This is a genomic window from Mycolicibacterium lutetiense (assembly GCF_017876775.1).
GTDB classification, from domain to species: domain Bacteria; phylum Actinomycetota; class Actinomycetes; order Mycobacteriales; family Mycobacteriaceae; genus Mycobacterium; species Mycobacterium lutetiense.
This window is the reverse complement of the sequence record NZ_JAGIOP010000001.1, coordinates 735,804-753,313: the sequence shown is the minus strand read 5'-3', so window position 1 is coordinate 753,313 and position 17,510 is coordinate 735,804. Positions and strand designations below refer to the sequence as shown.

General features: G+C 67.2%; 16 protein-coding genes. 5 read left to right on the top strand and 11 right to left on the bottom strand.

Annotated elements, in window-relative coordinates:
• Complete coding sequence (locus JOF57_RS03695; protein WP_209913745.1) at window positions 1–489, top strand: hypothetical protein; 489 nt, start codon at window positions 1–3, stop codon at window positions 487–489.
• Here JOF57_RS03695 and JOF57_RS03690 read toward each other — a convergent pair.
• From JOF57_RS03690 to cysD, 3 genes are read right to left on the bottom strand one after another with little or no spacing between them, the layout of a single operon-like run.
• Entirely contained in the window at window positions 476–1,219 is a 744-nt protein-coding gene (locus JOF57_RS03690; RefSeq protein WP_209913743.1) for a 3'(2'),5'-bisphosphate nucleotidase CysQ, read from the bottom strand. The genes JOF57_RS03695 and JOF57_RS03690 overlap by 14 nt on opposite strands.
• On the bottom strand, window positions 1,216–3,060 hold the full coding sequence (gene cysN, locus JOF57_RS03685) for a sulfate adenylyltransferase subunit CysN (RefSeq protein ID WP_209913741.1): 1,845 nt from the start codon (window positions 3,058–3,060) through the stop codon (window positions 1,216–1,218). Before cysN ends, JOF57_RS03690 begins: the two co-directional genes overlap by 4 nt.
• Entirely contained in the window at window positions 3,060–4,004 is a 945-nt protein-coding gene (cysD, locus tag JOF57_RS03680; RefSeq protein WP_209913739.1) for a sulfate adenylyltransferase subunit CysD, read from the bottom strand. Before cysD ends, cysN begins: the two co-directional genes overlap by 1 nt.
• Before the next feature lie 141 nt (window positions 4,005–4,145).
• On the opposite strand from cysD, the gene JOF57_RS03675 reads away from it, so the two are divergent.
• A complete protein-coding gene (locus JOF57_RS03675) occupies window positions 4,146–4,559 on the top strand; it encodes a PaaI family thioesterase (RefSeq protein ID WP_209913737.1) in 414 nt (137 codons plus the stop codon).
• Between the two features lie 19 nt (window positions 4,560–4,578).
• On the opposite strand, the gene JOF57_RS03670 is transcribed toward JOF57_RS03675, so the two are convergent.
• The 8 genes from JOF57_RS03670 to JOF57_RS03635 form a co-directional block, all read right to left on the bottom strand.
• Entirely contained in the window at window positions 4,579–5,070 is a 492-nt protein-coding gene (locus JOF57_RS03670; protein ID WP_209913734.1) for a beta-class carbonic anhydrase, read from the bottom strand.
• Window positions 5,071–5,147: 77 nt separating this feature from the next.
• Window positions 5,148–7,067, bottom strand: a complete 1,920-nt coding sequence (locus JOF57_RS03665) for an ArnT family glycosyltransferase (RefSeq protein ID WP_209913731.1) — start codon at window positions 7,065–7,067, stop codon at window positions 5,148–5,150.
• Window positions 7,064–8,350 carry a bifunctional glycosyltransferase family 2/GtrA family protein gene (locus JOF57_RS03660; RefSeq protein WP_209913729.1) on the bottom strand — a complete coding sequence of 429 codons (1,287 nt, stop codon included), beginning with the start codon at window positions 8,348–8,350 and terminating at the stop codon, window positions 7,064–7,066. Before JOF57_RS03660 ends, JOF57_RS03665 begins: the two co-directional genes overlap by 4 nt.
• Window positions 8,351–8,405: 55 nt before the next feature.
• Window positions 8,406–10,208 (bottom strand): ArnT family glycosyltransferase, encoded by a 1,803-nt coding sequence (locus JOF57_RS03655; protein ID WP_209915777.1) that lies wholly within the window; start codon window positions 10,206–10,208, stop codon window positions 8,406–8,408.
• Between the two features lie 91 nt (window positions 10,209–10,299).
• Window positions 10,300–11,898, bottom strand: a complete 1,599-nt coding sequence (locus JOF57_RS03650; protein ID WP_209913727.1) for a sensor histidine kinase — start codon at window positions 11,896–11,898, stop codon at window positions 10,300–10,302.
• The gene (locus JOF57_RS03645; RefSeq protein WP_209915775.1) at window positions 11,876–12,580 is read right to left on the bottom strand and encodes a response regulator transcription factor; all 705 of its coding nucleotides are present in this window, start codon (window positions 12,578–12,580) and stop codon (window positions 11,876–11,878) included. Before JOF57_RS03645 ends, JOF57_RS03650 begins: the two co-directional genes overlap by 23 nt.
• A gap of 109 nt (window positions 12,581–12,689) precedes the next feature.
• Window positions 12,690–12,929 carry a hypothetical protein gene (locus JOF57_RS03640; protein WP_209913725.1) on the bottom strand — a complete coding sequence of 80 codons (240 nt, stop codon included), beginning with the start codon at window positions 12,927–12,929 and terminating at the stop codon, window positions 12,690–12,692.
• Between the two features lie 408 nt (window positions 12,930–13,337).
• The gene (locus JOF57_RS03635; protein ID WP_234937885.1) at window positions 13,338–13,565 is read right to left on the bottom strand and encodes a hypothetical protein; all 228 of its coding nucleotides are present in this window, start codon (window positions 13,563–13,565) and stop codon (window positions 13,338–13,340) included.
• 185 nt (window positions 13,566–13,750) lie between these two features.
• Between JOF57_RS03635 and JOF57_RS03630 the strand changes: the two genes are divergently transcribed.
• The 3 genes from JOF57_RS03630 to JOF57_RS03620 are packed head-to-tail and all read left to right on the top strand — an operon-like array spanning window position 13,751 to window position 17,504.
• Window positions 13,751–14,728: an oligopeptide ABC transporter permease OppB gene (locus JOF57_RS03630; protein ID WP_209913722.1), complete on the top strand. Its 978-nt coding sequence runs from the start codon at window positions 13,751–13,753 to the stop codon at window positions 14,726–14,728.
• Window positions 14,725–15,666, top strand: a complete 942-nt coding sequence (locus JOF57_RS03625) for an oligopeptide ABC transporter permease OppC (RefSeq protein WP_209913720.1) — start codon at window positions 14,725–14,727, stop codon at window positions 15,664–15,666. The genes JOF57_RS03630 and JOF57_RS03625 overlap by 4 nt, the downstream gene beginning before the upstream one ends.
• On the top strand, window positions 15,663–17,504 hold the full coding sequence (locus tag JOF57_RS03620; RefSeq protein WP_209913719.1) for an oligopeptide ABC transporter ATP-binding protein OppD: 1,842 nt from the start codon (window positions 15,663–15,665) through the stop codon (window positions 17,502–17,504). The genes JOF57_RS03625 and JOF57_RS03620 overlap by 4 nt, the downstream gene beginning before the upstream one ends.
• Window positions 17,505–17,510 lie beyond the last annotated feature (6 nt).

Here is a 17,510-nt window from a genome sequence, read left to right as displayed (position 1 = left end):
GTGGGACTACCGGATTGGTCGAGCGGCAAAATCAGGCTGGTCATGTTGGCCGCGGCGTCGCCGCTGATGCTGATCATGGTGGTGGTCGGCTACGCCGACGAGTCGAGTGATGAGCTCAGCGACGACTGCCGCCGCGCCGACCAGATCGCGCACCAATGGGTGAAGGTCGTGCCGGGTGTCCTCCAGGGGATGGGGGTCGGCCAAGTCGACCCGAACCTGGCGCGGGATGCCGGCGAGGCGGCCACCGCAGTCCGGGACGAAGCTGCTTCGATCGAAGATCGGGACCTGAAGCGAGAAGCGCTGAGGTTCGCCGATGCGCTGCAACGGATCAGCCAGGGCAATCCCAGAACGCCGCCGAACGGATGGCCCGACAAACATTTCGTCGGCGGCTTCCAGGACGGAACCGACGCACTCCACGAACTGAAGCTTGCCTGTCCGAATGTCGGTACCGACCAGCTCCCCGCCGGTGTGGCGACTACCCCGCCGTGACGGCCAGTACGCGTTCGGCCAGCTCGGGTCGGCATACGATCAGGTCGGGCAGCGTGGGATCGGCGCAGTTGTAGACCAACCGCGAGCCGTCGATGCGCGAGGTGTGCAGGCCGGCCGCGCGGGCCACTGCGACGGGCGCCGCCGAATCCCACTCGTACTGACCGCCGGCATGCACGTACACATCGGCGATCCCGCGGATCACCGCGGCGACTTTGGCTCCGGCCGAACCCATTTCGACCAGTGTTCCGCCGAGTGCGTCCCTGACTGCCAGTGCCACCGCGGGCGGACGGGTGCGCGACACCACGATCCGCGGCGGGCCGTCGAAGGGACGCGGCGCGGCCGTCTCGGGAGTGGACAGCGTGGTGTTCTGCGCGGGCAACGCGACCGCCCCGGCCACGAGTTCGCCCGCACTCCACAGCGCCACGTGCACGGCCCAGTCGTCGCGGCCGAGTTCGGAGAACTCCCGGGTCCCGTCCAGCGGATCGACGATCCAGACGCGGTCTGCGCTCAGCCGGGCCGGATCGGCCCGCTGATCGGCTGTGGCCTCCTCGGACAGCACCGAGTCACCGGGACGTAGTGCAGCCAGCTCGGCCATCAGGAAGTCGTGGGACTGCTTGTCCCCGGCGGCCTTTCGCTCGGCAGCCGTGGCGTCGGCGAAGTCGGCCCGGACGTCGAGCAGCAGATCCCCGGCCCTGGTGGCCAGCCGGGCAGCCAGCTCGTGATCGTTCACGACGGCAACTCCAGCAGCTCGATCACCAGGTCGGCCAACTCGGCAGAGTTGTGCTCCGGCGTGAGCCGCAGATCCGGGTTCTTCGGCCGCTGGTACGGACTGTCGATACCGGTGAAGTGGGTGATCTCACCGGCACGAGCCTTGGCGTACAACCCCTTGGGGTCACGGCGTTCGCAGTCTTCCAGCGGGGTATCGCAGAAGACCTCGAAGAAGTCGAGCCCGGCTTCGGTGGTCACCTTCCTCGCCAGCGCGCGATGTTCCTCCAGCGGGCTGATCGCCGGCACCAGCACGATCTGGCCGGAATCGGCCAGAATCGCGGCGATGTGGGCGAGCCTGCGCTGATTCTCCGCCCGGTCGTCCATCGAGAAGCCGAGGTCGGCATTGAGGCCATGCCGCAGGTTGTCGCCGTCCAGAATGTAGGCGGGGATACCCATTTCGAGCAGCTTCTGCTCGACCAGCACCGCCACCGAGGACTTGCCCGAACCGGACAACCCGGTGAACCACACCGTGCGGCCGCGGCTGAGCCGGTCCTCCGCGCTGACCAGTGACTCGTGGCGCACCGTGTTGGGGCTCGACGCTTCATTGCGGCTGTCGCGCAACACCATGCCGGCGCCGACGGTGCCGTTGGTGTTCGGGTCGATCAGGATGAACGATCCGGTGGCCGCGTTACGGCTGTACTCGTCGAGCAACAGCGGGGCCTGGGTGCGCAGCGAAACCCGGCCCAGCTCATTGAGTTTGAGCGCGCTCGCGGTCTTGTCCCGGTGCAGGGTGTTGACGTCGAGACGGTAGTCCAGGCCAGTGACCTTCGCCCTGGTGGTGCGCGTCGTGTGCTTGATCAGGTACTCGCGGCCGGGCTCCAGCGAGGACTCATCGGCCATCCAGCACACCGTGGCGTCGAAATCCTGGGTGACGCGGGGCTGGTTGTTGGGCCGGGCGATCATGTCGCCGCGCGAGATGTCGATGTCGTCGGACAGGCTGATCGACACCGCCATCGGCGGGAATGCCTCCTGGACGACGCCGCTCGGCCCGTCGATCTGGGTGATGCGCGTGGGCTTACCGGCCGGCAGCACGATCACGTCGTCACCGGGGCGCAGCACCCCGCTGGCCACCGTGCCGGCGTAGCTGCGGTGGTCGGCGTGCTCGTGCGTCTGCGGCCGGATGACGTACTGCACCGGGAAACGCACGTCGACGAGGTTGCGGTCACCGGCGATGTAGACGTCTTCGAGGTGGCTCAGCAGCGACGGCCCCTCATACCAGGGCGTCACATCGGATTTGGTCACCACGTTGTCACCGTTGAGCGCCGACAACGGGATGGTCGTCACGTCGTGCACATCCAACCGGGCGGCGAAGGCATGGAACTCGTCGCGGATCGCCTCGAAACGTTCCTGATCCCAGTCGATCAGGTCCATCTTGTTCACGGCCAGCACGATGTGCTGAATGCCCAGCAACGATGCCAGGAACGCGTGGCGGCGCGACTGCTCGAGCAGTCCGTGGCGCGCGTCGACCAGCACGATGACGAGCTGTGCGGTAGAGGCTCCGGTCACCATGTTGCGGGTGTACTGGATGTGCCCCGGGGTGTCGGCGATGATGAATTTACGCTTGGCCGTAGCGAAGTAGCGGTAGGCGACATCGATCGTGATGCCCTGTTCCCGCTCGGCGCGCAGGCCGTCGGTGACCAGTGCCAGATCGGTGTAGTCGTGGCCGCGTTCCTTGGAGGTGCGCTCGACGGCGGCCAGCTGATCCTCCATGACAGCCTTGGAGTCGAACAGCAGCCGACCGATCAGGGTGGACTTGCCGTCGTCGACGGATCCCGCGGTGGCGATTCTCAACAACGTGCTCATCAGAAGTACCCCTCGCGCTTACGATCTTCCATTCCGGCCTCGGAGATCCGGTCATCGGCGCGGGTGGCGCCGCGCTCGGTGAGCCGGGATATCGCGGTTTCGGCGATGACCTCGGAAACCGTTGCGGCCGTGGACTCCACACATCCGGTGCAGGTGACATCGCCGACGGTGCGGAACCGCACGGTCTTCTCGATCACCGGTTCGTCCTTGCGGGGCTGCAGATACTTGTGCACCGCGAGCAGCATGCCGTCGCGCTCGAAGACCTTGCGCTGGTGCGCGTAGTAGATGGACGGCAGCGTGAGCTTCTCGGCGCCGATGTAGGACCAGATGTCGAACTCGGTCCAGTTGGAGATCGGGAAGGCACGGATGTGCTCACCCTTGTTGTGCCGCCCGTTGTAGAGGTTCCACAGCTCGGGGCGCTGGGCCTTGGGGTCCCATTGGCCGAACTCGTCGCGGAAAGAGAACACGCGCTCCTTGGCGCGGGCCTTCTCCTCGTCGCGGCGGGCGCCGCCGAACGCTGCGTCGAACTTGTTCTCCCGGATACCGCGCAGCAACGTGACGGTCTGGATCGGGTTGCGCGACGGGATCGTCTCCACCACCCGGCCCGCGTCGATGTCGTCCTGGACCTTGGCGACGACCAGGCGAGCACCGTAGTGCTCGACGAGTTCGTCGCGGGCCTGGTAGACCTCGTCGAAGTTGTGGCCGGTGTCGACGTGCATGACCGGGAACGGCAGCCGTCCCGGCGCGAACGCCTTCACCGCCAGGTGCAGCATGACGATCGAGTCCTTACCACCGGAGAACAGCAGCACCGGCTTCTCCAACTCGGCGGCGACCTCGCGGATGATGTGGATGGCCTCGGCCTCCAGCGACCGGAGGTGGCTCAGCTCGTAATTACCTGAGCGGCCGGCGCTGCCTTGGGTATCGGTTTTCTGCGCGGTGGTCACTACTTCCCCATTAAGTTGGTAGGAATGGCCGGAATTGCAAGCATGACCAGGAATCTAGCCGCCACGCGCCCGGGGTGTCAATGGCGGCGGTTACGCCGCAGGTAATTGAGACGCCGACCGCCGGCAGCACACACTGGCGGCATGAGTATCCAGACCGGCCCGGAAGTCATGGCGCAGTTCCTCCCCCAGTCCCCGTTCGTGGCCAAGCTCGGCATCCTTGCCGAAGTACTCGACGGCCCCGAGGTCCGACTGCGGTTGCCCTGGGATCCGTCGAACACCACGATCGCCGACATGGTGCATGGCGGTGCGATCGCAGCGTTGGCCGATGTCACGGTGATGGCCGCGGCCTGGGCGCAGGCCGAGGTTCCGGATTCGCTCCGCGGAGTAACTGTCTCCATGACCATCAACTACCTAGCGCCGGCACGTGCCACCGACCTGATCGGCCTCGGGCGCGTGCTACGTCAGGGGCGGTCCCTGGTGAACAGCGAGGTCGATATCGTCACTCCTGACGGCGAGGCGGTGGCGAAGGCCATCGCGACGTACAAGGTGGGATGAGCGGGCACCACAGGCCGCCCTACAGCGTCACCTCGGCGAGCTTTCCGGTGGCGACGTCGAAGACAAAGCCGCGCAACGACTCATGCTTGGTGACGAACGGACTGGCCTCGATGCGACGCAACGACTGACGCACATCCTCGGCGAGATCGACGAAGGACTCGGCCGCCCAGTTCGGCTTGATGCCGATCTCGTCCTGGATCTGCTGTTTGAACCCGTCGTCGGTGAACGTCAGCATGCCGCAGTCGGTGTGGTGGATCAGGATGATCTCCCTCGTACCGAGCAGCCGCTGGCTGATGGCCAGCGAGCGGATCTCGTCGTCGGTGATGACACCGCCGGCATTGCGGATGACGTGCGCCTCACCGTCGGCCAAGCCGAGGATGCGATAGACGTCCAGCCTGGCATCCATGCATGCGACGACCGCGACGTGCTTGCTGGGCGGCAACGGCAACGGGCCGGTGAAGGTCGCGGCATAGACCTCGTTGTTGGCCAGGTACTGGTCGGTGACAGACATGTTTCGACGCTAACAACACGTGTCGGCCAGGGCCAGACACAGAATCAGGCTGAGCCGATGAGGTGCCCGGGCGGCGGTCAGGCGCGCGGCGCCTTCAAGTCGTAGACCCCGACATTGCCGACCACATTCTTGGTGAAGTTCGCCTTCACCCAGTCGGTGATCTGCGCGGAGCTGCCATGCTCCTCACGCGGCGGTCCGCCACGACCGCCCTCGGGCCTGTCCAGGAAGTACCGAATCTGACCGTCGGCAACGTAGCGCTGGAACTGCGCGAGCGTGGGCGAGTTGTCGCTGCCGGTGAACCCACCGATTGCCATCAGCGACTCCCCGGTCTTGAGCTCGAGGTCGCTGATCATCATCGAGCCCACACTCGCCGCGGCCCAACGGCCGTCAGCACCCGCGATGAGGTCGGCCAAGGCTGGATCGTCGACCCGGCCGAATCCTGGCCCACCTGGACCTCCGGGGCCGCCGAATCCCATGTCGCGCTTGGGCCCCGAGGTGGCCATCGGCCCGCCGCCGTGGACCGTGGCCACCGTCTCGATGGTGTAGGCCCCGGTGGCGGCGAGCCCGAACACCATGGCCGCCAACGCCACCACCGCGGGGAGCTTGCCCGGCCGGTGGGCGATGAAGGCCAGGGCGACCGCCGTCAGGACCGAGCCGATCAACACGACCCAGCGCAGCGACGGGAGCCAGTCAGGCGTCCGGTTCAGCAGCACGAATGCCCATACCCCGGTGCCGGCCAGCATGACGGCCAGCACCGAGCGGGCCGCGAGACAGGCCCGCACGCGCCATAATTCGACGACGGAGATACCGACCAGTGCGGCGACCGCCGGTGCCAGCGCCACGGTGTAGTAGGGGTGGATGATCCCGTCCATGAAGCTGAACACCACGGCGGTGACCAGCAGCCAGCCGCCCCACATCAGCAGGCCGGCCCGCAACCCGGCAGTCCGCGCCGTGCGCCGCGTCAGCCACAGTGCGGCAACCAGCCCGATCAGTGCGGCCGGCAACAACCACGACGCCTCGGTGCCCATGGACATCCCGAACATCCGGCCGATGCCCGGATCACCGCCGAACATCAGATTGGCGCCGCCACCGGGTCCATGACCGGGACCGGGTCCGCCCGCGCCGGGTCCCGAGCCGTCGCGCCCCAGGATGCGTTGCAGACCGTTGTACCCGAACGCCAGTTGCAGCAGGCTGTTGTCGGTCGACCCGGCGATATAGGGCCGAGAGTCCGCCGGCCACAGTGCCACCAACGCGATGTACCAGCCCGCCGAGACGATCATTGTTGCCACACCGATCATCAAGGTGCCCAACCGTTTCCACACGCCCACCGCGGGAGCGGCGACCAGGAACATCAAGGCCAGGCCCGGCAGGACGAGGAAAGCCTGCAGCATCTTGGTCAGGAAGGCGACGCCCAGTACACAGCCCGCCAGCGCCACCCAGCCCGCACTGGCTCGGGCCGACACCGGCCCGACGGCCCGCACCATGAAGTAGGCCGCCAGCACCAGCAGCAGCACCAGAAGCGCATCCGGATTGTTGTAGCGGAACATCGAGGCGGCCACCGGTGTGAGCGCCAGCGCGGTTCCGGCGATCAACCCGGCGCCGGGGCCACTCGTGCGCCGCACGGTGGCATAGAGCAGGGCCACCGCACCGACACCCATCAGCGCCTGCGGGAGCAGCATGGTGAACTCGTTGAAGCCGAACAGCCGTCCCGACAACCCCATTGCCCACATCGCGGCCGGCGGTTTGTCCACCGTGATGGCGTTGCCCGCGTCCAGCGAGCCGAAGAGCCAGGCCTTCCACGACTGGGTGCCGGCCTGGGCCGCGGCGGCGTAGTAGCTGTTGGCCCAGCCCGACGATCCCAGGCCCCACAGGTAGAGCACCGCGGTGCCGGCCAGCAGAGTCCAGTAGGAGGGGCGAATCCAGCGCGGCGTCACCGTATTCGGTGATGTCGCGATCTGTGCGTCGGCCTCGGGTGCCGCGTCGGCGACGGTCGTCACAGTCCTGCCCCTCGATTCAGCTCAGTGGCCCGCCGCGTCCGCGACGGATGGAATACCCACCCCCGCAACAGGACGAAGCGCACCGCGGTGGCCAGCAGGTTGGCCACCACCAACACGGCAAGTTCGACACCGCGGTGCGGCACGGGCGCCACGACATGCAAGAGTCCCAACGATCCGCTGGTGATGGTCAGCGCGATCCCGAATACCGTCAGCCCCTCGAGGTGATGGCGGGCGGCGTTGCCCGACCCGGCGATCCCGAAGGTGAATCGGCGGTTGGCCGCGGTGTTTCCGACCGCGGTCACCAACAGGGCGATCAGATTGGCCGCCTGCGCACCGACGCCGGCCCGCAGAGCGGTGAACAGCAACAGGTAGGCCAGCGTGGAGACCACACCGACCGCGCCGAAGCGCACTACCTGGCGCAGGAGCGAGCCCGGGGCAGCCGATTGCCGCGACGATCCGAGTTGGGCGGCGATGGTGTTCACCGGGATCGAGCCGTTGGCGAAGCCGCGCAGCAGCCGGCCGATGCCCTTGAGGTCGGCGGTGGCGGTGGCGGTGATGTCAACCCGGCTGTCCGGATCGTCCACCCAGTCCACCGGCACCTCGTGAATGCGCAGGCCGCTGCGTTCCGCCAGCACCAGCAGCTCGGTGTCGAAGAACCATCCGGTGTCGGCGACATGAGGCAGCAGCCGATGGGCAACGTCGGCCCGAATCGCCTTGAACCCGCATTGAGCATCCGAGAACCTCGCCGCCAGTGTTGATTTCAGAATCAGGTTGTAGCAGCGGGAGATGAACTCACGCTTGGCACCACGAACCACCCGTGAGCCGCGGCCCAGCCGGGTGCCGATGGCCAGATCGGAATGACCGGAGATCAGCGGTGCCACCAACGGCGCGAGGGCGGCCAGGTCGGTGGACAGGTCGACGTCCATGTAGGCCAGCACGGGCGCATCCGAGGTCGACCACACCGCGTGCAGTGCCCGTCCGCGACCCTTCTCCTCCAGCCGGACCACCCGCACATCGTCGAGTTCGGCGGCCAGTTCGGCCGCGATCCGCGGGGTGTCGTCGGCGCTGGCATTGTCGGCGATGGTGATGCGGACCGGTACTGCGAAATTCTCGGCGAGATACCGGTGCAACCGGCGGATCGAATGAGCGAGCCCAGCCTGCTCGTTGTACACCGGCACGACGACGTCGAGCACCGGAACTCCGGCCGTCCGGGCGGCGAGTGTGACGTTGGGCCGCGAAGCGAAACGAAAACGCTGCTCGGGTTCTTCGACCAAGGTTGTCATGAGTTCAGCGTTGTCCGCCGGCGTGTGACCCGGGTTGGACGAAGCTATGCGCCGGCTATGTGTTCGACGCACGCTGAGTCAGGTCGTAGATGGTGACGTCGTCGACGGTGACCGGGTTGTAGTGGGCCTGGACCCATTCCGCGATCTCGGTGGCCGCCCGACTGCCGCTGGGCGTGTGTCCGCCGAACCTGCCGGCCATGATGCGGGATCGGATGAAGTAGTGGATGGCGCCGTCGTCGACGAGACGCCGGAATTCTTCGAGCGTGGGCGCCGGATCCGTGCCGTTGAAGCCTCCGACCGCCATCACCGGTGCGCGGGTGGCCAATTGGTATCCCGCAGCGTTCGACGAGCTCACCACGGCGGCCGCCCACTGGTAGCGGTCGGCATCGGCGGCCAGCGTCGCGGTCAGGGCCGGCCCGGGTTCGGGAGCCGCGAACATTCCGCCGAACCCGCCGCCACCGCGCGATGGACCGACGGACGGTATCGCCCCCGTGTGCGGGACGGACGCCGTGGCGATCGAGTACACGGCTGGACCGGCCAGGCAGGCCGCGGTCGCCAGCACCGCTGTCACCCGCACCATTGGGCGCTCCAACCGTGCGACCACCAGCAGCAGTACCGTGGCGCCCACACCCACCACCGCCACCGCGGCCCGCAGCCACGGGAACGCATCGTCGTTGCGGGCCAACAGCACCGCGGCCAGAATCGTGGTCACCAGCACCGCACCCGACATCGTCGTGGCAGCGCGGATGTCGGTGCGGCACCGCCACAGCAGCGTGGCGCCGATACCGAGGACCGCACCGATCCCCGGGGCGAGGGCCACGGTGTAGTACGGATGGACGATGCCGTTCATGAAGCTGAACACCAGGGCAGTGACCAGAAGCCAACCACCCCACAGGATGAGTGCGGCGCGGGTCGGGTCTGTGCGCCCGGCCCGGCGGGTCAAGTAGAGACCGGCCACCAGACAGATCAGCGCGGCAGGCAACAACCAGGCGATATCGGCGCCCATCTGCGATCCGAACAACCGACCCGGCCCGACGTCGAAGTTCAGGTTGCCGAGACCCCCCGTTTCATCACCGGTGAGCCGGCCCAGACCGTTGTACCCCAAGGCCAATTCGACGATGCTGTCGTGCTGCGAACCACCGATGTAGGGCCGCGACGAGGACGGCCACAACTCCACCAGCACCAGATACCAGCCACCGCTGAGGACCATCGCTGCGGCCGCCGTGACGACATCCCGCACGCGCCGCCCCAGCGGGCGGTCGCCGGCGACCAGCATCGCTGCGGCAAGTCCCGGCAATACCAGGAACGCCTGCAGCATCTTGGCCAGGAATCCGAAGCCGACCGCAGTCCCTGCAGCGACGAACCACCAACGGCTGGAATCTTTTTCGATCCCGCGCTGCACACAGTAGGCCGCCACGATGAGCAACAGCACCAGGAGCGCATCGGGATTGTTGAACCGGAAGATCAACGCGGCCACCGGCGTCAGCGCCAGCACCGTGCCGGCCAACAGACCGGCCCACGGCCCGGCCGCCCGGCGCACCGCCGCGTAGAGCACCGCGACCGCACCGACACCCATCAAGGCCTGCGGCACCAGGATGCTCCACGAACTCAGCCCGAACAGGCGCACCGAGAGGTCGGTGATCCACAATGCCGCGGGCGTCTTGTCGACGGTGATGGCGTTGCGGGCGTCGCTGGACCCGAACAGCATCGCGGTCCAGTTCTCGGCGCCGGCCTGCGCGGCGGCCGAATAGAACGCGTTGGCCCACCCGCTGCTCGACAAATTCCACAGGTAGAGCACCGCGGTGCCGGCCAACAACAGTCCGAGGGCAACCCGGTGCGGGCCCGAAGGGAATCGCATCGCCCGCCGGGCTTCTGCGCGAGTCTGGGACTGCTCGGCAGGCAGAAGCTCCGCGGCAACAAGGGTCACCACTTCATGTTTGCCGCGGCCGCTAGGTGCCCGATTGGTCCGTCCTGTGCGTGCCCTGTGAGCTCTCGCCCGGCAGCCGCACCACGAACTCGGTGGAACCCGCCGTGCTGCTCACCTCGATGGTGCCGCCGTGCGCCTTGACCACCGCAGCCACAATCGCCAGGCCCAACCCGGTGCTGCCTCCGCGCCGCGAACGCGACGAGTCACCGCGGGCAAATCGTTCGAACACGTCGGGCAGCAGCGTCGCCGGGATGCCCGGACCGTCGTCGGCGACGGTCAGCAGCACCGCACCGGCGTCGGGTTTCAGCGACACCGTCACCGAGGTACCCGGCGGGGTGTGGGTCCGCGCGTTGGCCAGCAGATTCGCCAGGACCTGATGCAGCCTGGCCTCATCGCCCTCGACCACCACCGGGTCCTCGGGTAGATCCAGCGACCACTCGTGTTCCGGGCCGGCGATGTGGGCGTCGCTCACCGAGTCGACGATCAGCCGGGACACGTCCACGCTGTCGCGTTCCAACGGCCGGCCGTCGTCAAGGCGGGCCAACAGCAGCATGTCCTCCACCAACTGGGTCATCCGCGTGGTCTCGGACTCCACCCGGTTCATCGCGTGGGCCACGTCGGCGGGCAGATCGTCGCGTTTCCGCTGGGCCAACTCGGTGTAACCCCGGATGGCGGCCAACGGTGTCCGCAGTTCGTGGCTGGCGTCGGCGACGAACTGGCGCACCCGGGTCTCACTGGCGTGCCGGGCCGACAGCGCACCGGCGATGCGGTCGAGCATCCGGTTCAGCGAGGTGCCGAGCTGGCCGACTTCCGTGTGGGCAGTAACCGGGTCGACCGCCACGATCGACGTCGGCAACTCCACCTCGCCGCGGTCGAGCTCGAGATCGGCCACTCGGCGCGCAGCCGCCGAAACGCGTGACAGCGGGGCCAGTTGACGCCGGATGATCAGGGTTCCCGCGGTGGTCGCGGCGATCAGAGCGATCACCGCCAGCACACAGAACATCCCCAGCACCCACAACAGGGTGTCGTCGACAACGGCGGTCGGCAGCCCGGTCACGATGGTCTGCGGGCCGCCGTGGCGCGGGGGCAGGCCGATCAGCCGGTAGCGCCCCAGCCCGTCGAGGTCAACGGTTTCGGGATGCCTGGTCGGCGAAATCTGGGACAGCTGGGCAGCCGCGGCCGCAGTGACCCCTAGTCGGTCGCCGTCGGCGGTGATCACACCCGCATCCACCGGCCGGTTCGGTGCCACCACCGCACCGACCATGCGTGCGGCCTGCCCCGGTGCGTTGAGGAATCCGGGGCCCGGCCCGCCCTCTGGGTCGAACGGTATGCGGTGATGACGGCGCATCCCCGGCGGCGGCGGGGTTCCCGGTGGCGGAGAAGGCAATTCGAAGATGGCGGCCGAGCGCCAGCCGGCCTCGATCAGTTGATCGTCGAGCTGGTTCATCAAAAACCGTTGCAGCGCAAACTCTGTCGCGATGCCGATGCTCGCGCACACCACCGCCAGGAGGGCTACCTGGGTGACGACCAGCCGAGCCCGCAACGACCAGGTCCGCGGCAACCACCACCGGGCGGCACTGCCGGACCCCGGCGTCGCCTCAGCGCGCAGGTCGGAGGACATAACCCGCACCGCGCAGCGTGTGGATCATCGGTTCCCGTCCGCTGTCGATCTTCTTGCGGAGATACGAGACGTACAGCTCGACGATGTTGGACCGGCCGCCGAAGTCGTAACTCCACACCCGATCCAGGATCTGGGCCTTGCTCAACACCCGTTTGGCGTTGCGCATCATGAACCGCAGCAGCTCGAACTCGGTGGCGGTCAGGGTGATCGGATCACCGGCGCGGGTCACCTCATGACTGTCCTCGTCGAGCACGAGGTCGCCGACGACGATCTTGGCTCCGCCGTCTGCACTGGTCACACCCGTGCGCCGGAGCAGCGCCCGCAACCGCAGCACCACTTCTTCGAGGCTGAACGGCTTGGTGACATAGTCGTCGCCGCCTGCGGTGAGGCCGGCGATGCGGTCCTCCACCGAATCCTTGGCGGTCAGCAGCAGCAGCGGCAGGCCGGGAATCTGCTCCCGCAGTCTGCGCAGGACGTCCAGACCACTCATGTCGGGCAACATCACGTCGAGGACGACCACATCGGGTGGATTCACCCGGGCCGCCGCGATGGCACTCGCGCCATCGCCCGCAGTGGCAATGTCCCAGCCCTCGTAACGAAGCGCCATCGACACCAGCTCGGCCAGAACGGGCTCATCATCGACCACCAGGACCTGGATCGGATTGCCGTCGGCACGGCGCATGACGGTCCGCGCGTCGGGATCGGTGCCATTGGTCGTCGGACTCACCCGCTCAGTATTCGCCCGCTCGTTAGGCCCGACCTGAGCGCTCTCTATGCGCCAGCTGTGAAGATCAGCCGTTGCCGTAACCCTTGGGCAGGTCCACCTTCAACTTCGGCTTGGCGAAAGGTGTTTTGATCTCACTGGGAGCCGTTGTCTTCGTGACGGTTTCACCCAGTTGGCCCGCCGGCACCGCTCCGTTGCTCGGCGGCTCGGCCACCATCGCGCCGAATGCACCCATCGTTGCCAGTGCGAGCGCTCCCACCCCGGCCACCGCGTGCCTGGTCCACCTGTTGCGTTCGTCTGCTCTCACACCGACCTGCCTACCGGTCGGACCCAGTCGGGCAAAACCGCACACGTGGCATCCGATCGACGAAATCAGCCGCCGTCAGTGCGGCGTGGCAAACCCCGGCGGTGTCGTCGCCGAGACTGTCGGCGAGGCGTGCGATGTCTCTGGAGCGGTCGGCGGAGTGGTCGGAGCAACGGTCTGGCCAGTGGTGATGGCCGGTGGTTCGACCCGCTGGGGGGCTCCGGTCACGACACCGCCAATGCCCACCCCGAGCGTCGCCGTGGCTAACCCCCCGACCGCCCCGACCCCGGCCGCGATCCATTTGAGATTTCGCTGATTGTTTCCCTTCGCGCTACTCAATGCGCTCACCTCCGCAACCTCGTATAACCGCTGCTGCCGGAGGTGAAACCGATGTCCCGCCTCGCCGAGTACTCAGTGCGTGGTGGCGAACCCGGACGGCGGGGTGTAGCCCCGCATCGCGGGTACTGCCATCGAGACCGCCGGAGCAGTCGGCGGCGTCGTCTCCGTGGTCGTCTGGCCGATGTTCATGTGGGATCCGGAGGCCACCGCATGAGTCCCCAGGTGTACGTCCGAGACCGCTCCGAACACGCCCAGCCCCACCACTGCCGCACCACCGGCGACCGCAGCGATCACTCTCATATTCTTCAGTCCGCTGACCTTCATGTGCTTCAGTGAACGCCCGATTTCTAGGCCGAAGCTGTGAGCCGCCTGCCAGTTCACCACCGGGCGCGGGCACGCCGAAAGCTCACATCGCCGCGATGAGGGATTCCGGTTCCCGGCTGATTTACCCTGTGTCCCATGCAGCCGTGGGCAGGGACATCCGGATGACGCGCTTTCTTGCGCGCCGGCTGCTCAACTACATGGTGTTGCTGGCCCTGGCCTCCTTCCTGACGTTCACTCTGACGTCGTTGAACTTCAAACCCCTCGACAGCCTGGAACAGCGCAATCCGCGGCCACCGCAGTCTGCGATCGACGCCAAGAGCGCCGAGCTCGGCCTCGACAAGCCGATTCCCCTGCGCTACGTGGACTGGGCCGCCGGGGCGGTCCGGGGCGATTTCGGGACGACCGTGACCGGACAGCCGGTCTCCGACGAATTGTGGCGACGCATCGGCGTGACCCTGCGCCTGCTCGTCATCGGGGCGATCTCCGGCGCAGTGATCGGTGTGGTGGTCGGGGCCTGGGGCGCGATCCGCCAGTACCGACTGTCCGACCGGGTCATCACGGTGCTGTCGCTGCTGGTGATCAGCACGCCCTCGTTCGTGATCGCCAACATGCTGATCCTGGCCGCGCTCAACGTGAACTCGATACTGGGCGTGCAGCTGTTCGAGTTCACCGGGGAAACCGCACCGGTGCCCGTCGGCGGCGCCTGGGATCAGTTCGTCGACCGGTTGCAGCACCTCGTGTTGCCCACGTTCACGCTGGCACTGATGGCGATCGCCGGGTACAGCCGGTATCAACGCAACGCGATGCTCGATGTGCTCGGCCAGGACTTCATCCGCACGGCGCGGGCCAAAGGTCTGACTCGGCGCCAAGCCTTGTTCAAGCATGGCCTGCGGACCGCGCTCATCCCCATGGCCACCCTGTTCGCCTACGGCGTGGCCGGTTTGGTCACCGGCTCGGTGTTCGTCGAGAAGATCTTCGGCTGGCACGGCATGGGTGAATGGGTCGTGCAGGGCATCGCCACCCAGGACACCAACATCATCGCGGCCATCACGGTCTTCACCGGCACCGTCATCCTGGTGGCCGGTCTGCTCTCCGATGTCATCTATGCGGTACTGGATCCCAGGGTGAGGGTGACATGACGTCTGACGCCACCGCCTCAGAGGCCACCGCGGCCCGTTCGGGTCTGCACACCGAGGAATTCGCCACTCGGCGCACCCTCGTGTTCCGCCGGTTCCTGCGCAACTGGCCCGCCGTGGTGTCGCTCGCGCTTCTGGTGGTCATGTTCGTGGCCTGTTACGCATTGCCGTCGGTACTGCCCTACAACTACTCGGACCTCGACTATTACGCGCTGCAGGAGCCGCCGTCACTCGACCACTGGTTCGGCACCAACGCACTGGGGCAGGACATTTTCGCCCAAACCCTGCGCGGCATGCAGAAATCCATGTTGATCGGCGTCTGCGTCGCGTTCATCTCGACCCTCATCGCCGCCACAGTCGGATCGGTCGCAGGCTACTTCGGCGGCTGGCGCGACCGCACGCTGATGTGGATCGTCGACGTGCTGCTGGTGGTGCCGAGCTTCATCCTGATCGCCATCGTCACCCCGCGGTTGAGTCAGTCGGACCGGGTGTTCTGGCTGATCGTGCTGCTCTCGGCGTTCAGCTGGATGATCAGCTCACGCATTGTGCGCGGAATGACCCTGAGCCTGCGGGAACGCGAATTCGTTTTGGCCGCACGGTATATGGGTGTCAGCAGTGGCCGCATCATCGTGCGGCACATCCTCCCCAACGTCGCGTCCATCCTGATCATCGACACTGCGCTCAACGTCGGTGTGGCGATACTGGCCGAAACCGGTTTGAGCTACCTGGGATTCGGTATCCAGGCGCCCGACGTCTCACTCGGCACACTGATCGCCGACGGCACCAAATCCGCCACGACGTTCCCCTGGGTATTTCTGTTCCCGGCCGGGGTGCTGGTGCTGATCATCCTGTGCGCCAACCTGGTCGGTGACGGGCTGCGCGACGCCCTCGACCCGGGTAGCGGCGGGCTGCGGCGGCGCCGGAGGAAGGCCCGCCGATGAGTCGACTACTCGAAGTGTCTGGCCTCAAGGTCGACTTCCCCACCGATACCGACGCGGTACACGCGGTGCGGGGCCTCGACTTTCACGTGAATGCCGGCGAGGTGGTCGCACTCGTCGGCGAATCCGGCGCCGGGAAATCGGCCAGCGCCATGGCGGTGGTCGGCCTGCTGCCCGAGTTCGCCGAGGTTTCCGGATCGGTGCGGCTCCGCGGCGAGGAACTCATCGGCTTGTCGGACGCGGAACTGTCACGCGTCCGGGGCAGCACCATCGGCACGGTGTTCCAAGACCCGATGTCCGCGCTCACTCCGGTCTACACCGTCGGCGACCAGATCGCCGAGGCCCTCACGGTGCACAACCGCGACCTGGGCCGGCGCACGGCCCGGACCCGCGCCGTGGAACTGCTTGAACTGGTGGGTATCGCGCAACCGGAACAGCGAGCCCGAGCCTTCCCGCACGAACTCTCCGGCGGCGAACGGCAACGTGTCGTGATCGCCATCGCCATCGCCAATGACCCCGATCTGCTGATCTGCGACGAACCCACCACGGCCCTGGACGTCACGGTGCAGGCCCAGATCCTCGACGTGCTCAAAACCGCGCGTGACGTCACCGGCGCCGGGGTGCTCATCATCACCCACGACCTCGGCGTGGTGGCCGAGTTCGCCGACCGGGCCCTGGTGATGTACGCCGGACGGGCCGTCGAGGACGCACCGGTGGCCCGACTCTACGAGCAGGCCAGGATGCCCTACACCGTCGGACTGCTCGGCTCGGTGCCACGGCTCGATGCCCCACAGGGGACCCGGCTGGTGCCGATCCCCGGTGCCCCGCCCTCGCTCACCACGATGCCGCAGGGCTGCCCATTCGCCCCGCGCTGCCCGCTGGCTGTCGACGAATGTGAAGCCGCCGAGCCAGAACTCATCGAGGTGGAGCCGGACCACCACGCAGCCTGCATCCGCACCGAGCAGGTCGCCGGGCGCAGCGCCGCCGAGATCTACGAGGTGGCCGGCTCGGCCACCGTCACTGCTGACACCCCGTCCGCCGACACCCCGGTGGTGTTGCGGGTGCGCGACCTGTCCAAGACCTACACGCTGACCAAGGGCGTGGTGCTGCGCAGGCAGGTCGGCGAGGTCCGCGCGGTCGACAACGTCAGCTTCGACCTGCACAGCGGCCGCACCCTCGGCATCGTCGGCGAGTCCGGATCCGGCAAGTCCACCACGTTGCACCAGATCCTGAATCTGTCTGCACCACAATCCGGTTCGATCGAAGTACTCGGCTCCGACGTGGCCACCCTGAGCCGCAGGACCCGCCGGGCCCTGCGCACCGACCTCCAGGTGGTGTTCCAGGATCCGGTGGCCTCGCTGGACCCGCGGCTGCCGGTGTCGGATGTGTTGGCCGAGCCGTTGACCGCCAACGGTTTCGACAAGCCACGGATCGACGAGCGGGTGGCCGAGTTACTTGAATTGGTGGGCCTGCGGCGCGCCGACGCGAGCCGCTACCCAGCCGAATTCTCCGGTGGCCAGAAGCAGCGCATCGGGATCGCCCGGGCCCTGGCACTGCAGCCCAAGATCATCGCGCTCGACGAACCGGTCTCCGCGCTCGACGTCTCCATCCAGGCCGGGATCATCAACCTGTTGCTCGATCTGCAGGACCGGTTCGGGCTGGCCTATCTGTTCGTGTCGCACGACCTGTCGGTGGTCAAGCACCTGGCCCATGACGTCGCGGTGATGTACCAGGGCGCGGTCGTCGAACAGGGTTCCGGCGATGCCGTGTTCGACGCCCCACAGCACCCCTACACCCGCAAGTTGCTGGCGGCGGTGCCGCAACCCGTCACAGGCAATTAGCATCGA